15 protein-coding genes are annotated in these 18,954 nt (G+C 33.2%); 2 read left to right on the top strand and 13 right to left on the bottom strand.

All coding sequences use genetic code 11. From position 1 onward, the window contains the following. Positions 1 to 109: 109 nt before the first annotated feature. The 5 genes from PW52_RS06160 to gcvT all read right to left on the bottom strand — a co-directional run bounded on the left by PW52_RS06160 (position 110) and on the right by gcvT (position 4,112). Complete coding sequence (locus tag PW52_RS06160) at positions 110 to 850, bottom strand: YebC/PmpR family DNA-binding transcriptional regulator (RefSeq protein WP_044632047.1); 741 nt, start codon at positions 848 to 850, stop codon at positions 110 to 112. Between the two features lie 73 nt (positions 851 to 923). Then, a complete protein-coding gene (locus tag PW52_RS06155) occupies positions 924 to 1,214 on the bottom strand; it encodes a 4a-hydroxytetrahydrobiopterin dehydratase (RefSeq protein ID WP_044632046.1) in 291 nt (96 codons plus the stop codon). Between the two features lie 50 nt (positions 1,215 to 1,264). Further along, positions 1,265 to 2,089: a sugar nucleotide-binding protein gene (locus tag PW52_RS06150; protein ID WP_044632045.1), complete on the bottom strand. Its 825-nt coding sequence runs from the start codon at positions 2,087 to 2,089 to the stop codon at positions 1,265 to 1,267. A 26-nt stretch (positions 2,090 to 2,115) separates the two neighbouring features. Next, positions 2,116 to 3,030, bottom strand: a complete 915-nt coding sequence (locus PW52_RS06145) for a glutaminase (protein ID WP_044632044.1) — start codon at positions 3,028 to 3,030, stop codon at positions 2,116 to 2,118. Further along, the gene (gene gcvT / locus PW52_RS06140; protein WP_044632043.1) at positions 3,030 to 4,112 is read right to left on the bottom strand and encodes a glycine cleavage system aminomethyltransferase GcvT; all 1,083 of its coding nucleotides are present in this window, start codon (positions 4,110 to 4,112) and stop codon (positions 3,030 to 3,032) included. The genes PW52_RS06145 and gcvT overlap by 1 nt, the downstream gene beginning before the upstream one ends. Before the next feature lie 324 nt (positions 4,113 to 4,436). On the opposite strand from gcvT, the gene PW52_RS06135 reads away from it, so the two are divergent. Then, on the top strand, positions 4,437 to 5,087 hold the full coding sequence (locus tag PW52_RS06135) for an SDR family oxidoreductase (protein WP_044632042.1): 651 nt from the start codon (positions 4,437 to 4,439) through the stop codon (positions 5,085 to 5,087). Positions 5,088 to 5,156: 69 nt separating this feature from the next. On the opposite strand, the gene thrC is transcribed toward PW52_RS06135, so the two are convergent. The 3 genes from thrC to thrA form a co-directional block, all read right to left on the bottom strand. Next, a complete protein-coding gene (thrC, locus tag PW52_RS06130; protein ID WP_044632041.1) occupies positions 5,157 to 6,449 on the bottom strand; it encodes a threonine synthase in 1,293 nt (430 codons plus the stop codon). Between the two features lie 6 nt (positions 6,450 to 6,455). After that, positions 6,456 to 7,379, bottom strand: coding sequence for a homoserine kinase (locus PW52_RS06125; RefSeq protein ID WP_205618127.1), 924 nt, complete (start codon positions 7,377 to 7,379; stop codon positions 6,456 to 6,458). A gap of 74 nt (positions 7,380 to 7,453) precedes the next feature. Beyond that, the gene (thrA, locus tag PW52_RS06120) at positions 7,454 to 9,898 is read right to left on the bottom strand and encodes a bifunctional aspartate kinase/homoserine dehydrogenase I (protein ID WP_044632040.1); all 2,445 of its coding nucleotides are present in this window, start codon (positions 9,896 to 9,898) and stop codon (positions 7,454 to 7,456) included. 336 nt (positions 9,899 to 10,234) lie between these two features. Between thrA and PW52_RS06115 the strand changes: the two genes are divergently transcribed. Continuing rightward, positions 10,235 to 11,788 carry a bifunctional ADP-dependent NAD(P)H-hydrate dehydratase/NAD(P)H-hydrate epimerase gene (locus tag PW52_RS06115; protein ID WP_044632039.1) on the top strand — a complete coding sequence of 518 codons (1,554 nt, stop codon included), beginning with the start codon at positions 10,235 to 10,237 and terminating at the stop codon, positions 11,786 to 11,788. A gap of 6 nt (positions 11,789 to 11,794) precedes the next feature. On the opposite strand, the gene PW52_RS06110 is transcribed toward PW52_RS06115, so the two are convergent. The 5 genes from PW52_RS06110 to corA all read right to left on the bottom strand — a co-directional run bounded on the left by PW52_RS06110 (position 11,795) and on the right by corA (position 18,924). After that, on the bottom strand, positions 11,795 to 12,778 hold the full coding sequence (locus PW52_RS06110; protein ID WP_205618124.1) for a Gfo/Idh/MocA family protein: 984 nt from the start codon (positions 12,776 to 12,778) through the stop codon (positions 11,795 to 11,797). Then, positions 12,762 to 14,567 carry a sodium:solute symporter family transporter gene (locus tag PW52_RS06105; protein WP_044632038.1) on the bottom strand — a complete coding sequence of 602 codons (1,806 nt, stop codon included), beginning with the start codon at positions 14,565 to 14,567 and terminating at the stop codon, positions 12,762 to 12,764. Before PW52_RS06105 ends, PW52_RS06110 begins: the two co-directional genes overlap by 17 nt. A 118-nt stretch (positions 14,568 to 14,685) precedes the next feature. Further along, entirely contained in the window at positions 14,686 to 17,211 is a 2,526-nt protein-coding gene (locus tag PW52_RS06100) for a PIG-L family deacetylase (RefSeq protein WP_044632037.1), read from the bottom strand. A gap of 93 nt (positions 17,212 to 17,304) precedes the next feature. Beyond that, positions 17,305 to 17,772 (bottom strand): hypothetical protein, encoded by a 468-nt coding sequence (locus PW52_RS06095; protein ID WP_044632036.1) that lies wholly within the window; start codon positions 17,770 to 17,772, stop codon positions 17,305 to 17,307. Between the two features lie 84 nt (positions 17,773 to 17,856). Beyond that, positions 17,857 to 18,924, bottom strand: coding sequence for a magnesium/cobalt transporter CorA (gene corA, locus PW52_RS06090; protein WP_044632250.1), 1,068 nt, complete (start codon positions 18,922 to 18,924; stop codon positions 17,857 to 17,859). Positions 18,925 to 18,954 lie beyond the last annotated feature (30 nt).

Below are 18,954 nucleotides of genomic sequence, written 5' to 3'. Positions count from 1 at the left end.
GTACTTTAACCACTTTTTTTTATTCTTGTTAATTTAAAAATTTTCTAGCACTATATAAAGGCATTGCTTCACTTTGAAAATGCTAGCTTAAACTAATAAATAAGCTTGACTAAGCTTCTTGCATGGTGTGATATACGTTTTGTACATCGTCGTCTTCTTCAAGCTTTTCAATTAGTTTTTCAACATCGGCAACTTGTTCTGTATTAAGAGTTTTTGTTACTTGTGGAATACGTTCGAAACCTGACGATAAAATTTCAATATTATTTTCTTCTAAATAGGCTTGAATTTTTCCAAAACTTTCAAAAGGCGCATATATCATTACACTATTTACTTCATTTCCGTCGGCATCTTCGTCGGTGTCTTCAAATATTTCTTCAACACCAAAATCAATAAGTTCTAGTTCAAGTTCTTCTAAATCCATGCCTTCACCCTTAATTTTAAAATTACAAGTGTGATCGAACATAAAAACAACCGAACCTGATGTGCCTAAACTACCATCACATTTATTAAAATAACTACGCACATTAGCAACCGTTCTTGTATTATTATCTGTTGCTGTTTCAACTAATATAGCAATACCATGTTGTGCATAGCCTTCAAAAAGGACTTCTTTATAATCGCCTTGGCTTTTATCGCTAGCGCGTTTTATGGCACGCTCAATATTATCTTTGGGCATGTTTACAGACTTGGCATTCTGTATTACCGCTCTTAATCTAGAATTGCTATCTGGGTCTGGGCCACCTTCTTTAACTGCCATTACAATGTCTTTACCTATACGAGTAAAGGCTTTACTCATGGCAGACCAACGTTTCATTTTTCTTGCTTTTCTAAACTCAAAAGCTCTTCCCATAATTCTATATATTTAATTTTTTAAGGTGAAATTTTAATCGCACAAAGTTAATAACCTGGTGTTTAAAAACAAATTATTCCTCGGGTTCTACAATGTGTTCTATGGCTTCGGCCAATTTGAAGTCTTTATTGGTAACGCCACCAGCATCGTGTGTTGATAATGAGATGGTTAACACATTGTAAGTATTGCTCCAATTTGGATGATGGTTTAAGGCTTCGCACTCGAATGCAATGCGGCTCATCGCGCTGAAACAATCTTTAAAATTCTCAAATTCAAACTCTGCATGTAATGCATTGTCGTAATATTCCCATTCGGGAAAACGTAGTAATTTGGTTTCTATTTCTTCTTGGGTTAAAACACTCATAAGTAAATTATTTTTTTTACAATGTACAGATTTAGGTATTTATAATCAAATTAAACTTTTAATTCACCAAGAATTTCGTCGCTTAAAATGTTTAAGTTTTTTGGTAATAAATTGTACTTAGGTAGCACTGCTAAATAGCGGTCGTTATTAGTTGTGTAAACCCTTTTAAACAAAGCTTTATTGGTTAAGCCTAATTTGTTTGTAATTTCTTTTATAAAATCGTCGTGATGAACCAAATCACTACTTCCAAGGTGAAAAACACCATGTTTATTTCGGTTAATTATATAATGAATTTGTTGTGTTATTTTACTTTCTGTAGTAACATTCATTATTAAATTTGGAAAAATTTCAATAGGTTCTTTAGCTTTTATAAAATTAATTATTTCTAGTATTCGTGGTGATTGCGAACCAAAAACCATCGGTAATCTTAAAATACATACTTTTTTTTGAGGCAAGCGTAAAAGCATGTTCTCAATTTTTATTTTAAAATGGCCGTAAACACTGTTGCTTAACGTTTTGTCTTGTTCGTAACTTGGGAACTTACTGTAAGCATCAAAAACATTGGCAGAAGATAAAAAAATGAGTTTGGTATCCTTCTCTAAAATATAATCGCTTAAGTGCCTATGAAGCATTACTTGTTTCGAAAAATCGCCACGTAAGGCCGAAATAATTATAGTTGGTTTTACAGTGTTGAGAATTTCGTATATGTCATCTTCCTCAAAATTATACTCAAAAAAATGATGGTTTTTCTCGAAGCTTTTGTTAAAATTGTATGTAGCAAATGTGTTAAAATAAGAACATAATTCTCTATAAATAGCATGACCTAAAAAGCCACTGCCACCAAGAATTAATATATTATGTTTTATTTCACGCATAAATAATAATTAGTTTTTTTCTAAAATTAAAAGATAGATAGATTTGTTTTGGTTGTAAATTGCTCTAATGCTTTCATCCCTAACAGCGAATTCCCTTTTTTATTAAGTCCTGGTGCCCAAGTTGTTATAATAAAATGATCGGGTAAAAGAGCAACAATACCACCGCCAACACCACTTTTACCAGGCAAACCAACCTCGAAGGCAAATTCTCCAGCTTCATCATAAAAGCCGCAGGTTAGCATTAAAGCATTAATACGTTTTACTTGCGAGTTACTTAAATGCAGCTTTTTGTTAATACAGTAGCCATCATTGGCTAAAAAGTAAAATACGTTAGATAGTTGACTGCAAGTCATTTCTATAGAACATTGATGAAAATAGAAATCTAAAACTTCTTCAACATCATTATTAAGGTTTTTAAAAGATTTTAAAAGGTTTGCTGCAGCAAAGTTTTTAAAACCAGTATCTTTTTCAGATTTAGCTACAGCGTTGTTATAGTTTATATTTTTATCGGCACATAAATCTCGTACATAATTTAAAAAATCGGTTTTCGGATTTTTTAAATTAGAAATTAAAATATCTGCAATAACAATAGCACCAGAATTTATAAACGGATTTCTAGGAATACCATTCTCAACCTCTAACAAGGCTAGTTGATTAAATGGGTGGCCAGAAGGCTCTACATCAACACGTTTAAAAACAGATTCTCCAATAAGTTCCATCGCTTTTCCTAAGGCTAAAACTTTAGAGATACTTTGTATTGAAAAGGGGGTATTAAAGTCACCAACGCCATAATTTTCGCCAGTCATGGTTTTTAAATAAATACCAAAATTATCAATATCTATTTTAGCCAATTCGGGTATATAAGTGGCTACTTTACCTTTTTCAGTTTGACTAATAGCTTCGTTGTAAATAAAGTTTAAAATAGATTTAAAGTCGCGCATTAATTTTTATAAAAAGGGAGTTTTACAACCGTTGCTGGAATGGTTTTTTTACGAATTTGAATATTAATTTTGCTATTAACATCGGCAAAAACTGTTGGCACATAGCCTAAACCAATACCTTTACCTAAACTAGGGCTCATGGTACCAGAAGTTACATTTCCAATTATATTACCATTGCTATCTACAATATCATAACCTTGTCTTGGTATGCCGCGTTCGTCTAATTCAAAAGCAATTAATTTTCTATCTACACCGTTTTCTTTTTGTTTTTTTAGGGCTTCAGAATTTGTGAACTCTTTTGTGAACTTTGTAATCCACCCTAAACCAGCTTCAATAGGCGAGGTGGTATTATCAATATCATTTCCGTAAAGGCAATATCCCATTTCAAGTCTTAATGTATCGCGAGCGGCTAAACCAATTGGCTTAATACCAAAATCTGCGCCGGCTTCAAAAACCTTGTCCCAAATTTGTTTTACCTCACTGTTTTTGCAATAAATTTCGAAACCACCACTACCAGTATATCCAGTGGCCGAAATAATAACATGCTCAATACCTGCAAAATCACCAACTATAAAATTGTAAAATTTAATACTAGCTAAATCGTGGCTTGTTAAACTTTGCATGGCTTCAACAGCTTTTGGCCCTTGAATAGCCAGTAAAGAATAGTCTTCGCTTAAATCGCGCATGGTAGCATCAACATCGTTCTTACTCGAAATCCAGTTCCAATCTTTTTCAATATTACTAGCATTTACCACAAGCAAATAGGTGTTTTCTTTTATGCGATACACTATTAAATCGTCTACAATACCACCATTATCGTTAGGTAAACAACTGTATTGTGCTTTACCAATTGTTAGCTTAGAAGCATCGTTACTAGTAACTTTTTGTATTAAGTCTAGAGCATGTTCGCCTTCAATTAAAAATTCGCCCATATGGCTAACATCAAACACACCAACAGCATTTCTTACGGTTTCGTGTTCGGCGTTTACGCCTTCGTATTGTACAGGCATGTTGTAGCCAGCAAACGGCACCATTTTAGCGCCAAGAGCAGTATGAGTTTCGGTTAATGCGGTGTTTTTCATTTAAAAATCTTTGGTTAAAATATAAAGTACAACGAGACAAATTAATAGTATTATAAAACCAATTAATAAAGCCTTTTTTACTTTAAAGGAAAACATAATATCTTCGATAAAATTACCAAAGAATTTTATTATTCCAATTAAAATATCTTCCATTGTTACAAAAGCAAATGTATAGAATTTTGTAATAACGCTTTCGCGGAAGGATTTAATGGTTTGTTAAAAGTTTGCGCTGTGCATTTAACTTTTCTTTTAAACTTTGTGCTAAACTATCGTTAAACACTTAAAATGAAACGGATAAGGACATTAAGTTTTGTAAATTTAAGAATGGAAAATATTTTAATAGCAGGTGCTAATGGCACCACCGGAAAACAAATAGTAAACTTAATAAATAAATCTGACCATTATAAGCCAATAGCTATGGTAAGAAAACAGGAACAAGTCGCTTATTTTAAAGATAAAGGAATTGAAACTGTTGTTGCCGATTTAGAACAAGATGTAACCAATGCTTTTACAAAGCACATTGACAAAGTGCTGTTTGCAGCAGGTTCTGGAGGAAAAAATGTAATAGGTGTAGACCAAGAAGGTGCAAAAAAGCTTATAGATGCGGCACAAACAAATAATGTAAGCAAGTTTGTGATGCTTAGTTCTATGGGGGCGGATAATCCTGAAATACATTCGCAAATACAAGAATATTTAAAAGCAAAACACAATGCCGATGAACATTTAAAAGCCAGCGATTTAAATTATGTTATTGTTCGTCCTGGAAGTTTGAAAAATGACGATGCTGTTGGAAAAATTGAATTAAAAAATCATTTTGAAAGACATGGTGAAATTACACGAGCAGATGTAGCCCAAACCTTAGTACAATGTTTGGATGATGATGTGCCAAACAATATCACTTTTGAAATTTTAGAAGGTTCAACACCTATAAAAAGAGCTGTTTTTAGTTTAGCTTTAACCGAGGTTGAAGTTTAAATTATAAACATTGCGAAATAAAAAAAGCTACCATTTGTGGTAGCTTTTTTTGTATACATAAACAATGAATTAGCTTAATAAAAATCCTTTTAAATCTTCGTAAGTCGATATCACTGTCGCTTCTTTTTCTTTACCCATAACACTTTGTATTTGCTTTGGTAAAGGCTGTTCTTCTTTTATAACCTCTTCAACTACATCTAAAAATTTAGTTGGATGTGCCGTTTCTAAAAACACGCAATGTGCTTCTGGGTTTTCTTTTAAATAATTTTTACAACCTAAATAACCAACAGCGCCATGCGGATCGGCAACATAACTGTAGTTTTTATAAATTTCTAACATCGCAGCTTTGGTTTCTTCATCTGTAAAACTGTAAGACGATAAGTTTTCTTTTAAAGCCTCGAAGTTGTTTTTATAAATTTCTTCAATACGGATAAAATTACTCGGCGCACCAACATCCATAGCATTACTTATAGTTTGTACCGACGGTTTTGGCTCGTATAATTGAGAAATTAAGTAACGTGTAACCACATTATTCGCATTGTTTGATGCTACAAAATGCTTAATTGGTAAACCTAATTGTTGTGCCATCATTCCTGCACAAATGTTACCAAAATTTCCGCTTGGTACAGAAAAAACAATATCATTATATTTTTTATGAAGTTGCTTATAGGCAAACATAAAATAAAATAACTGCGGTAACCAACGCGCCACATTTATTGAGTTTGCAGAGGTTAATTGCATTTTGCTGGTTAAGCTCTCATCTAAAAAAGCGGTTTTAACCATGGCCTGACAATCATCGAAAGTACCATTAACTTCTAAAGCTTTAATATTTTGCCCAAGTGTGGTTAATTGTTTTTCTTGAATGTCGCTCACTTTTCCGCTAGGGTAGAGAATTACAACATTTACACCTTTAACACCTAAAAATCCGTTGGCCACAGCACCACCGGTATCGCCCGATGTTGCCACTAAAACCGTTACTTCGTTATCGTTGTTTTTATTAAAATAGCCTAAACAGCGTGCCATAAAGCGTGCGCCAACATCTTTAAAGGCCATAGTTGGGCCGTGAAACAATTCTAAAGTTGAAATGTTATCGTTTAGTTTTACAACAGGGAAATCGAAGGATAATGTTTCTTCAACAATCGTCTTTAAAACATCCTCAGGAATTTCTGGTGAAACGAACTGTTTTATTGCGGTAAAAGCAATTTCAGAATTTGAAAGTTCATCAATTTTATCGAAAAATGCCTTTGGTAATGGCGTTATACTTTCAGGAAAATATAAGCCTTTATCTGGTGCTAAGCCTTTAACAACTGCGTTTTCAAAAGTTGTATTTGGTGCTTTATGGTTTAATGAATAGTAGTTCATGTTTGTTTAGTTCAATATTTTTATCCCTTTTGTATTAATTTTCGATACGTGAATATCAAAATCAATTCCAGTAGAGTTGTATACGTTTTTAATGGCTCCTGCTACCTTTTTTGCAGTTTCTTCTCCTTTACAAAGTGAAAAAATTGAGGGGCCAGAACCCGAAATACAAGCGCCTAAGGCTCCAGCATTTAGCATGCTATTTTTAACCTCTTCATAATGCGGAATTAGTTTGCTTCTGTGCGGTTCTATAATAACGTCGTGAAGCGAATCTTTAATTAAATTGTAATCGCTAGTATGCAAGGCATGAATTAAACTCCCAACGTTAGACCATTGCGCAATGGCATCGCTTAACGAAACTTCTTTTGGTAAAACGGCACGAGATTCTGATGTTTTTATTTCTATTTGCGGATGAATAATAGTTGCAAACAAATCATCTGGACTCGGAATTTCCAAAATTTGTAAAGGCTTGATTCCTTTAACCAAAGTAAAACCACCAAACATAGCAGGAGCAAGGTTATCGGCATGTTCGCATTTACTTGCTAAAGCTTCACCTTTTATGGCAAATTCGGTTAATTGGGTTTTGTTAAATGGTCTTCCTAAAAGTTCGTTCATACCAAAAACACTTCCCACAGCACTGGCAGCGCTACTACCAATACCGCTACCAGGTTTTATGTTTTTATAAATTTCAATTTCGAAACCAAAATCTATATCTAGAGTATCGTACATGGCTAATGCCGAAACACCAGCAACATTTTGTTCGGCTTCGTAAGGCAAATCGAAACCTTCAATATGGGTGATTTTAATGCCTTTTTTATCTACTTTACGTATTACCATATCGTCACCAACGTTATCTAAGCAAAAGCCTAAAACATCGAATCCGCAGGCCACATTTGCAACAGTAGCTGGTGAAAAAATCTTTATTTCATTCATCATTTCAATTAAATAATTTTCGGCGGCACAAGAGCAAGAAATATCGCTTGGTTTATGCAATTCCATACGCAAAATTAATCATTTCCAATTCTTATAATATCTGCAAACAAGCCAGAAGCCGTTACATCTGCACCAGCGCCAGCACCTTTAATTATCATAGGTTGGTTGGCGTAGCGTTTTGTGTAAAACATAACGATGTTATCGCTTCCTTGTAAGTTGTAAAACGGATGTCCTTCTGGAATTTCTTGTAAACCAACACTCGCTTTTCCTTCGTTAAATTGTGCTACATATTTTAATTGGCAGTTATTCGCTTTCGCGGAAGCATATAAACTTTGGTAATGTGCTTCGTCTGCAATTAATGTGTCATAAAAATCATCAACAGTGTCGCTTTTTAAACCAGCTTCAGAAAGGAACGGATCGTTTTTAATATCTTCTAAATTCATTTCAACACCACTTTCACGAGCAAGAATTAAAATTTTTCTGGCCACATCCACACCGCTTAAATCAATTCTTGGATCTGGTTCTGTATAACCTTCGGCTCCAGCTTGTTTTACAACATCGTAGAACTTTGTTTTATCGTTAAAATTGTTAAACACAAAGTTTAAGCTTCCAGATAAAACGGCATGAATAGATGTGATTTCGTCACCAGAGGCAATTAAATTATTTAAGGTGTCGATTATTGGTAAACCTGCGCCAACATTAGTTTCAAATAAATAAGGTGCGTTATATTTTAACGATAAAGTTTTTAGTAGTTTATAGTTTTCAAAATCGCTCGCACAAGCAATTTTATTACAAGCTACAACGCCAATACTTTCGCGTAAATATTTTTCGTAAAGCTTAGCTACGTCGTAATTTGCAGTAACATCAACAAAGATACTGTTGCGTAAATTTAAGTCTTTAGTTTTTTCGAAAAAGCCTTGTAAAGATGCATTTTCACCTTGTGCAAGTTGCTCTTTCCAGTTCGATAAATCGATTCCAGATTCGTTAAAAATCATTCTTCTAGAATTCGATAAACCAGCCACACGAAGATTAATTTTTAAATTCGTTTTTAAGTAATCGTGTTGTTGCTTAATTTGTTCAACCAACTTTTCACCAACATTACCAACGCCAGTAATAAATACGTTTAGTTGTTTTGTTTTAGCTTCAAAAAATTGTTCGTGTAAGGTGTTAAGTGCCTTTTTAACATCTTTTTCTGCTATTACAGCAGAGATATTTTTTTCTGATGCTCCTTGAGCTATAGCACGAATATTTATATTGTTTTTACCCAGCGTGCTAAACATTTTACCGCTTATGCCTTGGTGGTTTTTCATGTTATCGCCAACTAAAGCAACAATCGATAAATCGTTTTCAACTATAATTGGGTCTATTTTATGCAGCGCAATTTCGTTGCTAAAAGCATCGTCTATAGCTGTTTTAGCTTTTAAAGCTTCATTTTCGTTAATTCCTAAACAAATAGAATGCTCGGAAGATGCTTGAGTAATTAAAATTACATTTATTTTTTCCTGCGAAAGCGTTTCAAACAATCGTTTAGAAAACCCAGGAATACCAACCATACCACTTCCTTGTAAGGTTAATAAAGAAACTTTAGAAATGTTACTAATACCTTTTACCGGTTGCGATGAGTTAACTTCTTCACTCGAAATTACGGTTCCAGCTGCGTTAGGTTCTAATGTGTTTTTTATATGGATAGGAATATTTAAGTCTAAAACAGGTTGTACCGTTGGTGGATATAAAACTTTTGCACCAAAATGAGACAATTCCATCGCTTCTTGATAGGATATTTTTTTAATAGGATAGGCTTGTTTTACCAGTTTCGGGTTGGTAGTAAACATACCGCTTACATCGGTCCAAATTTCTAAAGAATCTACTTTTAAAGCCGAAGCAGCAATGGCGGCTGTAAAATCCGATCCACCACGTCCTAATGTAGTTTGTTCGCCATTTTTAGATTTGGATACAAAACCAGGTAAAATGGTAATTTTATTTTGAGCAGCATAAAAATAATCGCTAATATTTTTATTTGTAATAGTATAATCTACTTCGGCTTTTGTAAAATTAGAATTCGTAATAATTAATTCTTGCGAATTTTTACAAGCTGCTGATAAACCACGTTTTACTAAGGTTTCGCCAATAATGAAAGACGATAATATTTCTCCATAACTCACTAATTTATCCGATGTTTTTGGCGATAATTCGTTAATTAAGTAAATACCATCTAATAAACTTTTTAACTCATTAAGTCTTTGGTTTACAAAAGCAATAATACTTTGTCCTTTTAAAGGTGTTAATTCGTTAATTATACCTAAATGCTTTTCGCTAATAAAATTAAATGTGTCAACATAAGCTAAATCTTTACTTTGAGCTTGTTTACCAGCGAGTAACAATTTATCGGTAATACCACCAACAGCCGAAACAACACAAACTACCGATTCTTTTTTAGAATAATCTTCTAAAATACTGATTACATTATTTATGTTTTTTGAAGAACCTACAGATGTTCCTCCAAATTTTAAAACTTTCATGTTTTTTTAAATGAATAATTAAAAATAAAATTAAAAATGCTGTAATTAAAAAAATTACAAAATCTGCTTGAAGTATATATAATTAACAACCCCAAAGGGTAGTGGTAATTGTAGTTAAACCAATAGTAAATGTTCCTTTTACAGAAGCAAAAGGTGTAGAAATAATTGTATTTTGGTTTAAATGATTCATTGTATTAATTATACATTTCAAAAGTATTACTTTTAGCTTAATAAAAAAATTAAATGCTTTTTTTTAAAGTATTCTTATATTGAAGTTAATTTCGTTTAATATTTTTAGCGAATATAATTTTGAACTGAAAAATTGATAATACCCTAATGAAGATTTTCTCTAAAGAACAAATATACGAAGGCGATCGTTTAACTGCGGAACGCCAAAATATCACATCAACCGATTTAATGGAGCGTGCAGGTACCCAAATTTTTAATTGGATGCATGCCAGAATGCAAGGTGCTCAAGTACCCATTCATGTGTTTTGTGGTATTGGAAATAATGGCGGCGACGGACTTGTTTTAGCGCGTCATTTAATACTTGATGGCTATAGTGTAAAAACGTACATTATTAATTATAGCGATAAACGTTCTAAAGATTTTTTAGTGAATTATGAACGAATTAAAAACACTACAAAAGATTGGCCTTTACTTTTAACAGATGCCGAAAGTTTACCTGAAATTAACCCTAACGATATTATAGTTGATGCCGTTTTTGGTATTGGTTTAAACCGTCCTGTTGTAAGTTGGGTAAAAACGTTATTCATGCATTTTAAAGCGAGTAAAGCCTTTACTTTGTCTATCGATATTCCATCTGGACTATTTGTCGACAAGCCCGTAGAAGATGAAGATGCCGTAGTTTACGCCGGTTTTACACTTAGTTTTGCATCGCCTAAATTAGTATTCTTTCTACCTGAAACGGCCAAATACACTGTACAATGGGAAATTTTAGATATTGGTTTAGATCAAGAATACACATTTATTACACAAACCGAAACCGAACTTATTAGTAAATACGAAGTATTACCAAACTACAGACCGCGCGATAAATTTTCGCATAAAGGCCTATTTGGACACAGTTTAATAATAGGAGGAAGTTACGGTAAAATAGGTGCAGTTACTTTGGCCAGTAAAGCTGCTTTAACAACTGGAGCTGGTTTAGTAACTAATTATGTGCCAAAATGCGGTTATCAAATTTTACAAACAGCTTTTCCTGAAGCTATGGTAATTACAGATGCCTCTGAAGAAAGGATTACTGCAATTGATTATGATATTGAACCAACAGTAATTGCATTTGGAGTAGGTGTTGGACAAAACACAGAAACAGTAAAAGCGTTTGAAACCTTTTTAAAAACGAATAAAACACGGTTGGTAATTGATGCCGATGGCCTTAATATTTTATCTAAGAACCAAAGCTTATTAGAATTATTACCGCCAGAATCTGTTTTAACACCACATCCAAAAGAATTAGAACGTTTAATTGGATCGTGGACAAACGATTTTGAAAAGTTAGATAAAGCCAAAGCTTTCGCCGAAAAACACAAAGTAATTTTAGTAATTAAAGGCGCAAATACTATTACTATTTTTAATAATAAGCAGTTTGTAAATACAACTGGAAATCCTGGATTAGCAACTGCCGGAAGTGGCGATGTTTTAACGGGGATAATTACGGGTTTAATTTCGCAAGGATACCATCCTTTAAGTGCTGCTATTTTTGGCGTGTATTTGCATGGAAAAGCGGCCGATATCGCTGTTGATGATACTGGTTATGAAAGCCTTTTAGCAAGCGATGTTATAAATAACATTGGAAAAGCTATTGTTGATTTATTTGCGCAACCAGAACATCAAGAAGTGGCTCAACAAGCTCCCGAGGCACAATAATTACAATTAGTAGCTTAAGCCAATTTTATTTGAAACTTCGTCGAGTAATGCAATTAATTTTCTGCTAAAATCGAAAGTCATAATATCACTTTCGGTTTTTCCAGATTTTATAAGTTGATTAAAATGAATGGTTTCGAAGTTATACCCAATGGTTGTGTAGCCAAAATCTTTTGTTTCTTCTATGCCATTTTTTGTTATGGTTACCGTTGACGGTTGATGAAACATGGTGTTTATTTTTATAGTGGCATTTTCAAAAGTAAAAATAGCTTCTGTTGGTAAAACTTCTTTAATAGAACTTTTTAACTGTGCTTCAACACCATTTTTATAATGAAAAGTCATGTAGCACGAAGCATCTACTTCATTTTCAAAAAAGGTAGCATCGGCGTTAATATGTTCTGGAATTCCTAAAGTTGATAGTGCGACGAAAATAGGGTAAATGCCAATATCTAAAAGGCTTCCACCACCAAGGTTTTTACCAAATAAACGTTTGCTTTCATCAAATGGTCTTGAAAAGCCAAAGTCGGCTTTCAGGTTTAACAACTTGCCGTGGGTCTCGTTTTTTATTTCGTTTAACACAAATTGATAATGCGGTAAAAATGCTGTCCAAAGTGCTTCCATGAGCAAAGTGTTATTTTCCTTTGCACAGGCTATCATATCTTCAACTTCGTTGGCATTCATGGCAAAAGGCTTTTCGCATAAAACGGCAATTCCTTTTTGTAAGCACATCATTGTATTTTCCTTATGGAATACGTGCGGTGTGGCAATGTAAACGGCATCAATATTGCTGTCGTGTGCTAAATCTTCATAGCTTGCATAGGCTTTTTTTGCTTGGTATGTATTGGCAAAATCATCGGCTTTTTCTTGAGTTCTAGAAGCCACAGCGTATAATTCGGCATCGGGAATTGTAAGTAAATCTTTGGCAAATTTATGGGCTATATTTCCTAAGCCAATTATTCCCCATTTAACATTTTTTTTATCTTGTTTCAACATCTTTTGTGTTTAGTTTTTGAATTAAATATGCAATACACATGACCAATACACAGCCGAATAAATTAAGCCACAAATAAGGCATCCAGTTAAACCACCAACCAAAAATCACTATTATTTGAGTAATAATTGCGGCTGTAAAAACGGCATTTGCTTTTATAGATTTTGTAAAAAAGGCCAGTAAAAATATTCCTAAAACATTACCGTAAAATATCGATCCAATAATATTTACCAGTTGTATTAAATTTTCGGCAAGATTTGCAAAACAAGCAATAATTATAGCTACGACACCCCAAACTAGAGTAAAAATTTTAGTCATTTTCACCATGTGGTTTTCATCTTTTTCGCCTTTGTAATTTCTACCGTACAAATCTATAGATGTAATGGTGGCTAAAGCATTAACCTCGGATGCAGTAGACGACATGGCAGCACTTAAAATTACTGCTAATAGCAAGCCTATTAATCCTTTAGGTAAGTTGGTTAAAATAAAGGTTATAAACATATAATCTCTGTCGTTGGTTTGGGTGTCTTTTGCAGATGCTTTATAAAATGCGGTTAGTGCTTCTTTTTTAGTTTTATAAGCTTCAGAATTTGAATTTAATGCATTTAATTCTGATGTAAGTTTTTGGTATTGCCTAGCATAACTGGTATCTACCGCTTGCTTTATTAAAAATTTAGAATGTAAACGGTAGGTTTTGTCAATACTATCTAATTTATTTAATTGTTGTTTGGTTACTTCCGATTTTTTTTCAGCATATGCAATACTTAAACTTTTTTTCTGATTAAATAAATCATTTTGTTGTTGCTGAAGGCTTTTGTATTCCGAAGCATATTCCGAAGCCAATACTTTTTTAGTTGAAGTATCAATAAAATTTAATGGTGACGGATTAAATTGATAAAATACAAATACCATAACGCCAACTAAAAGAATAAAAAATTGCATAGGAACTTTTAGTAAACCATTAAAAATTAATCCCATTTGCATTTCTTTTTTATTCTTTCCAGATAAATAACGTTGCACCTGGCTTTGGTCGGTACCAAAATAAGAGAGCATTAAAAATGTTCCACCAATTAAACCAGTCCAAACCGTATATCTATTTTCTAAATCGAACGAAAAATCGAGTATTTCCATACGATTGTTAGCACCCGCAATTTCAAGCGCATCGGTAAACGAAACATCGTCTGGAATTAAATTTAAAATAATAAACAAAGCAGCGAGCATACCAGCAAAAATGACGAACATTTGCTGCTTTTGGGTGACTGTAACGGCTTTTGTACCTCCAGAAACGGTGTAAATAATTACTAAAACACCAATAATGATGTTAAGTGTTACAATGTTCCAACCTAAAACAATCGATAAAATAATGGCAGGAGCAAAAATGGTAATACCAGCAGCTAAACCACGTTGAATTAAAAATAAGGTTGCCGTTAAAGTTCGGGTTTTTAAATCGAAACGATTTTCGAGAAATTCGTAAGCCGTATAAACTTTTAACCGATGATATAAGGGAATAAAAACCAAACAAATAATTACCATAGCAATAGGCAAACCAAAGTAAAATTGGACAAATCCCATACCATCGGAAAAGGCTTGACCTGTGGTTGATAAAAAAGTAATGGCGCTAGCTTGTGTTGCCATAACCGATAAACCTATGGTCCACCATTGGGTGCTGTTACCGCCTTTTACATAATCTTGAACGCTTTTGCTTCCGCGGGTTTTCCAAGTTCCATAACCAACAATAGTTAATAAGGTTACAATAAGAACAGCCCAATCTATCCAATTTAAACTATGCATAATTAAAAAGCTCGCATGATTAAGTAAAAAATAACAAGATATGCCAAATTAGCGATTAAAACTATGGAGTATAATTTTAACCAAGGTTGCTTGGTGTTGTTCTCGTTTTCTGGGGTCATTAGTCGTTTAGTTTACTATTGTTTTCAATATTATCTTTTCCTAGTGAAAGCATGTTTGCGAATAGTCGATAAGCTCCCGAAACGCCTTCGGGAAACTCTCTAAAAAAGCTTATACCGGTATAAATGTAATAGCCTTTTCCATGTTTAGCAACAAGTAAACTTCCTTTTTTAGCCGATTCTTTTTTATCGTGCATCGAAAAAATAGGAGTAAAGGCCTTGTCCCATTTATTAGGGAAATACAACCCACGCTCTTGAGTCCAACCTTCAAAATCTTTTGCTGTAATTTTGTTAGGTGTATTTAATATCTCGTGGTTAGGTTCTAAAAATTTAACTTCTGCATTTTCGTCGGTTACACGATCTTTCGAAAGTTCTAAACTATAAGGTGCAATATGGTCGGTTTTTAAACGATGACTTGTGTTGTATTGTACAATCATATTGCCTCCGTTTTCAACAAAATTAAATAAGGTTTCTTGCTTAAATTTTAAATCTTCAAGTGTGTTATATGCTCTAATTCCAACTATAACCGCATCAAAACCGCTTAAGATTTCGGCAGTAATTTCGTCTGGTTTCAAAATGCGAACATGGTAACCAATTTGCTTTAAGCTTTCGGGAACAACATCGCCAGAACCTTCAATATAAGCTATATTTTCACCACGTTTTTTAATATCTAATCGAACCACTTTACTTTTACTTGGCAATAATACAGTTTGGTTTGGAATATGATCGTAGTTAATTTCTATAAGCTCTTTGCTAAACGTTTTATTATTTAAATGAAGGATAGGAGAAATATAACCTTCATTTTGATTTTGCGGAGGAATTACCGTAAAAACAAGCGTTTGTTCTTCATCTTTATTCTTAATTGAAACGTTTTGCTTTTTCGGGTAAACGCTCCAACCTTCTGGATAATTAAGTTCTAAATAACCATCAATGTTGTTCGTGCCTGCTTTTACAACTACAGGAATTTCTTTTTGATTTGAAGTAGTGAAAATTATTACTTTTTCAGGTATTTTTACTGAAGCTTCAGGAATAATTTCAAAGGGTCTGTATAATTCACCTTTATCTGGTTTTGCATAACGTTGAATTACAGGTTTTGTAATGGTAATTGGTGTGTTTTCAATTAACAAATTGAAATCGATATTATAAACACGAGGCGTTTCGGGTAAGCCAATAAGGTTTTGATCGTTGACTTTATACATGCCTAAAGTACCATTTTCGGTGAGCCAATATGGTGTTGTTGGTTCTTGATTTTCGTTTATTTTTAAAACCTCTTTAAAACGGTATGCAATATTGTTTTTTAACTGAATGTTTTTTGATATGCTTACCGAATTATCCTTTTTTATACTAACCAAATTTATTGCTGCGTTGCTTCGGTTTAAAACTTCTAAACTCATTTTAACCAAACCGTTTGGTGTTGCCCAATGGGTGTCTGCCGAAGCTTCTAAATACAAACCTGCACACATTTGTATAATATCTTTTAATGCTTTTGTTTTTAGGGTTTTCCAATGTTTATCTTCAATGTTTTGAAGTAGTTTATAAGCTTCAATAAGTTGTGGTAAATGTTGTGAAGGATTGTTAAAATTGAAGTTGTTTTCTACTTCATATAAAATGGCTCCAATAGCTTCGCCACCTTTTATACGATTCCAAGAGGTGTCGATGCCTTCAAAAATAGAACTAGAACCCTGTAACGGTTCGCCTTTTAAAAATTCGATATAATCTTTACTAGTTCCTCTGCTAGACGGTCGCCCGAAACCTTGGCATAAGTGTTGACTTCTTGAAATCGCGGCAATTTCATTGTTAGACAGTCCTTTATGCGGATAATATACGCCTACATCCAGAGCAAGCATATTAGTTTTATCAATTTTATCGAATGCTTCCTGGCTACCATATCGCCACCAACTGGTGTTGTAAAACAAGCGTTTAGGTCGCCACGGACTTGCGATACTGTTTAAGTTTGAAAATGCCGAAGCATCGCCAGCTAAATCGAAAGCCTCAACACTTAACATGGCAGAACTGGTGTGGTGGCCATGAGTAGACCCTGGAGTTCTGTGGTCAAATCGGTTAATAATAACATCGGGTTTAAATTTTCTAATAGCTAAAACAACATCACTTAAAACTTCTTGTTTATCCCAAATTTCGAGAGTTTCGTCTGGGTGTTTTGAGTAACCAAAATCGTTAGCGCGAGTAAACATTTGTTCGCCACCATCAATACGACGTGCCGCTAAAAGCTCTTGAGTGCGCATAACACCTAAAAGTTCGCGTATTTCTGGTCCTATTAAATTTTGTCCGCCATCGCCACGAGTTAACGAAAGGTAAGCGGTGCGGGCTTTTTCGTGATTTGCCATATAGGCAATTAAAGCTGTGTTTTCGTCGTCTGGATGTGCTGCAATATATAAAACCGACCCTAAAAAATTAAGTTTTTGTATGGCTTCGTAAATGTTTGAAGATTTAGGTTTTGCAGGTTTTTGAGCATAATGTATTTGGCCCGAAAACATTAAAATAATACTTAATAAAATAAGCTTGCGCATAAGGTTGATTGGTTTGATAGCTATCAAATATAAAAAAGAAACCAGCAGAATAGCTGGTTTTAAATTTTCTTTAACGATTTATAACGTTAATTATTAAATACGCTTATAGCTTATGTTTTCTTGTTGGGGTTCTACTGGAATTAACGGTTCATTTTTTTTAAAGAATAGTTCCTGTATGGAATCCATTCTTTTCATCATGTTTTTAATTTGTTGATCTTGATTTGTAAACCCATCAAAAAAGAAGTTTTTATGATTAAGACCACTAGTTAGTGAATCACTTTTAAAAAAATCATCGAAAAATGAGTCGCTAAATATTGAATGATTTTTAAAATGTTCTTGAAATTGAAATTTCAAGCTATCGTTTAAACTATTTTTGGAAGAATAACTATAAGAGTAAATGGAGTCGTATTTAATTAAATTACCATATTCGTCGTATTCTTTATTAACCTGTACGTTTTCGTTGGGTTTAATATTAGGCTCGGTTTTATTTTCTTGCTTTTCTTGGCCAGAACAGCTTAAGCATAATAAACATAAAATTGGAATAACTTTAAGTGTTTTCATTATCTGTACATTTTAAATTAAACAAATTTTTAAAAAGATAGTTCAAAAAATATACCAAATGAAATTATGTCAGTTTTTAAAAAATTAAAGCCATTTCTTACGTTTAAAATAATACATCATTCCTAGAAATATAACTATCATTACGCCCCAAACTACAAAATAGCCGTTTTTAAATTGAAGTTCTGGAATGTATTGAAAATTCATACCATAAATACCTGCTATAAAAGTTAATGGAATAAAAATAGAAGCCATAATGGTTAAAACTTTCATAACTTCGTTCATTTTATTACTAATGGTTGTCATGTACATATCCATTAAGCTCCAAACCATTTCTCGATAAATTTCGATGTTTTCGGAAACTTGAATTAAATGATCGTAAATGTCCCTGTAATAGGTTATTGTTTTAGGTTGTATTAAGGTGTTTTCGTTTTTCTCTATGCGGTTTAAAATTTCACGTAATGGAAAAATAGCGCGACGCACTCTTAAAATTTCTCGTTTTAAATTTTGAATGTTTTGGCTGGTGTCGTCTTTCACATTTCCTGAAAAAATAGCACTTTCAAAATCTTCAATTTTATTGCCTAAAACTTCTATTACACTAAAATAATGGTCTACAATGGCATCCATTAATGTGTAAAGTAAGTAGTCTGATTGCATGTTTCGAATACGCCCTTTGGCATGTCTTAACCGGTCTCTCACCGAATCGAATACATCGCCTTCGGATTCTTGAAAACTGAGCACGTAATCTTCACCAAGAATAAAACTCACCTGTTCGGATATTATAATATCGTTCGAGTCATAATAGAGCATTTTTAATACTACGAATATATAATCATCATACTCATCAATTTTTGGACGTTGCGACGTATTTACAATATCTTCTAAAACTAACGGATGTAACTCGTAATGCTCACCAATTTTTTCAATAGTATCTACATGGTTTAATCCATTAACATTTATCCATGTAATAGTACCAGCTTCAAAAGTAAAACACTCATCAACATTTGTGAGTTCTTTCTCTATACAAGTTTCTTTATTGTAGTCAAAGGATTCAATAAATAGTTTTTGGTCTGTTTTTTTACCTGTGTAAATAACACTTCCAGGAATTTGACCAATGCTCTTTTTAGAAAAAAGATTTCGTGTTTTTTTAGCCATTTTCATCATAAACGTTTATCAATATATAAA

Source organism: Neotamlana sedimentorum (assembly GCF_000943565.1).
GTDB lineage: Bacteria > Bacteroidota > Bacteroidia > Flavobacteriales > Flavobacteriaceae > Neotamlana > Neotamlana sedimentorum.
The sequence above is the reverse complement of the archived record's forward strand: the minus strand, read 5'-3'. Positions and strand labels throughout refer to the sequence as shown.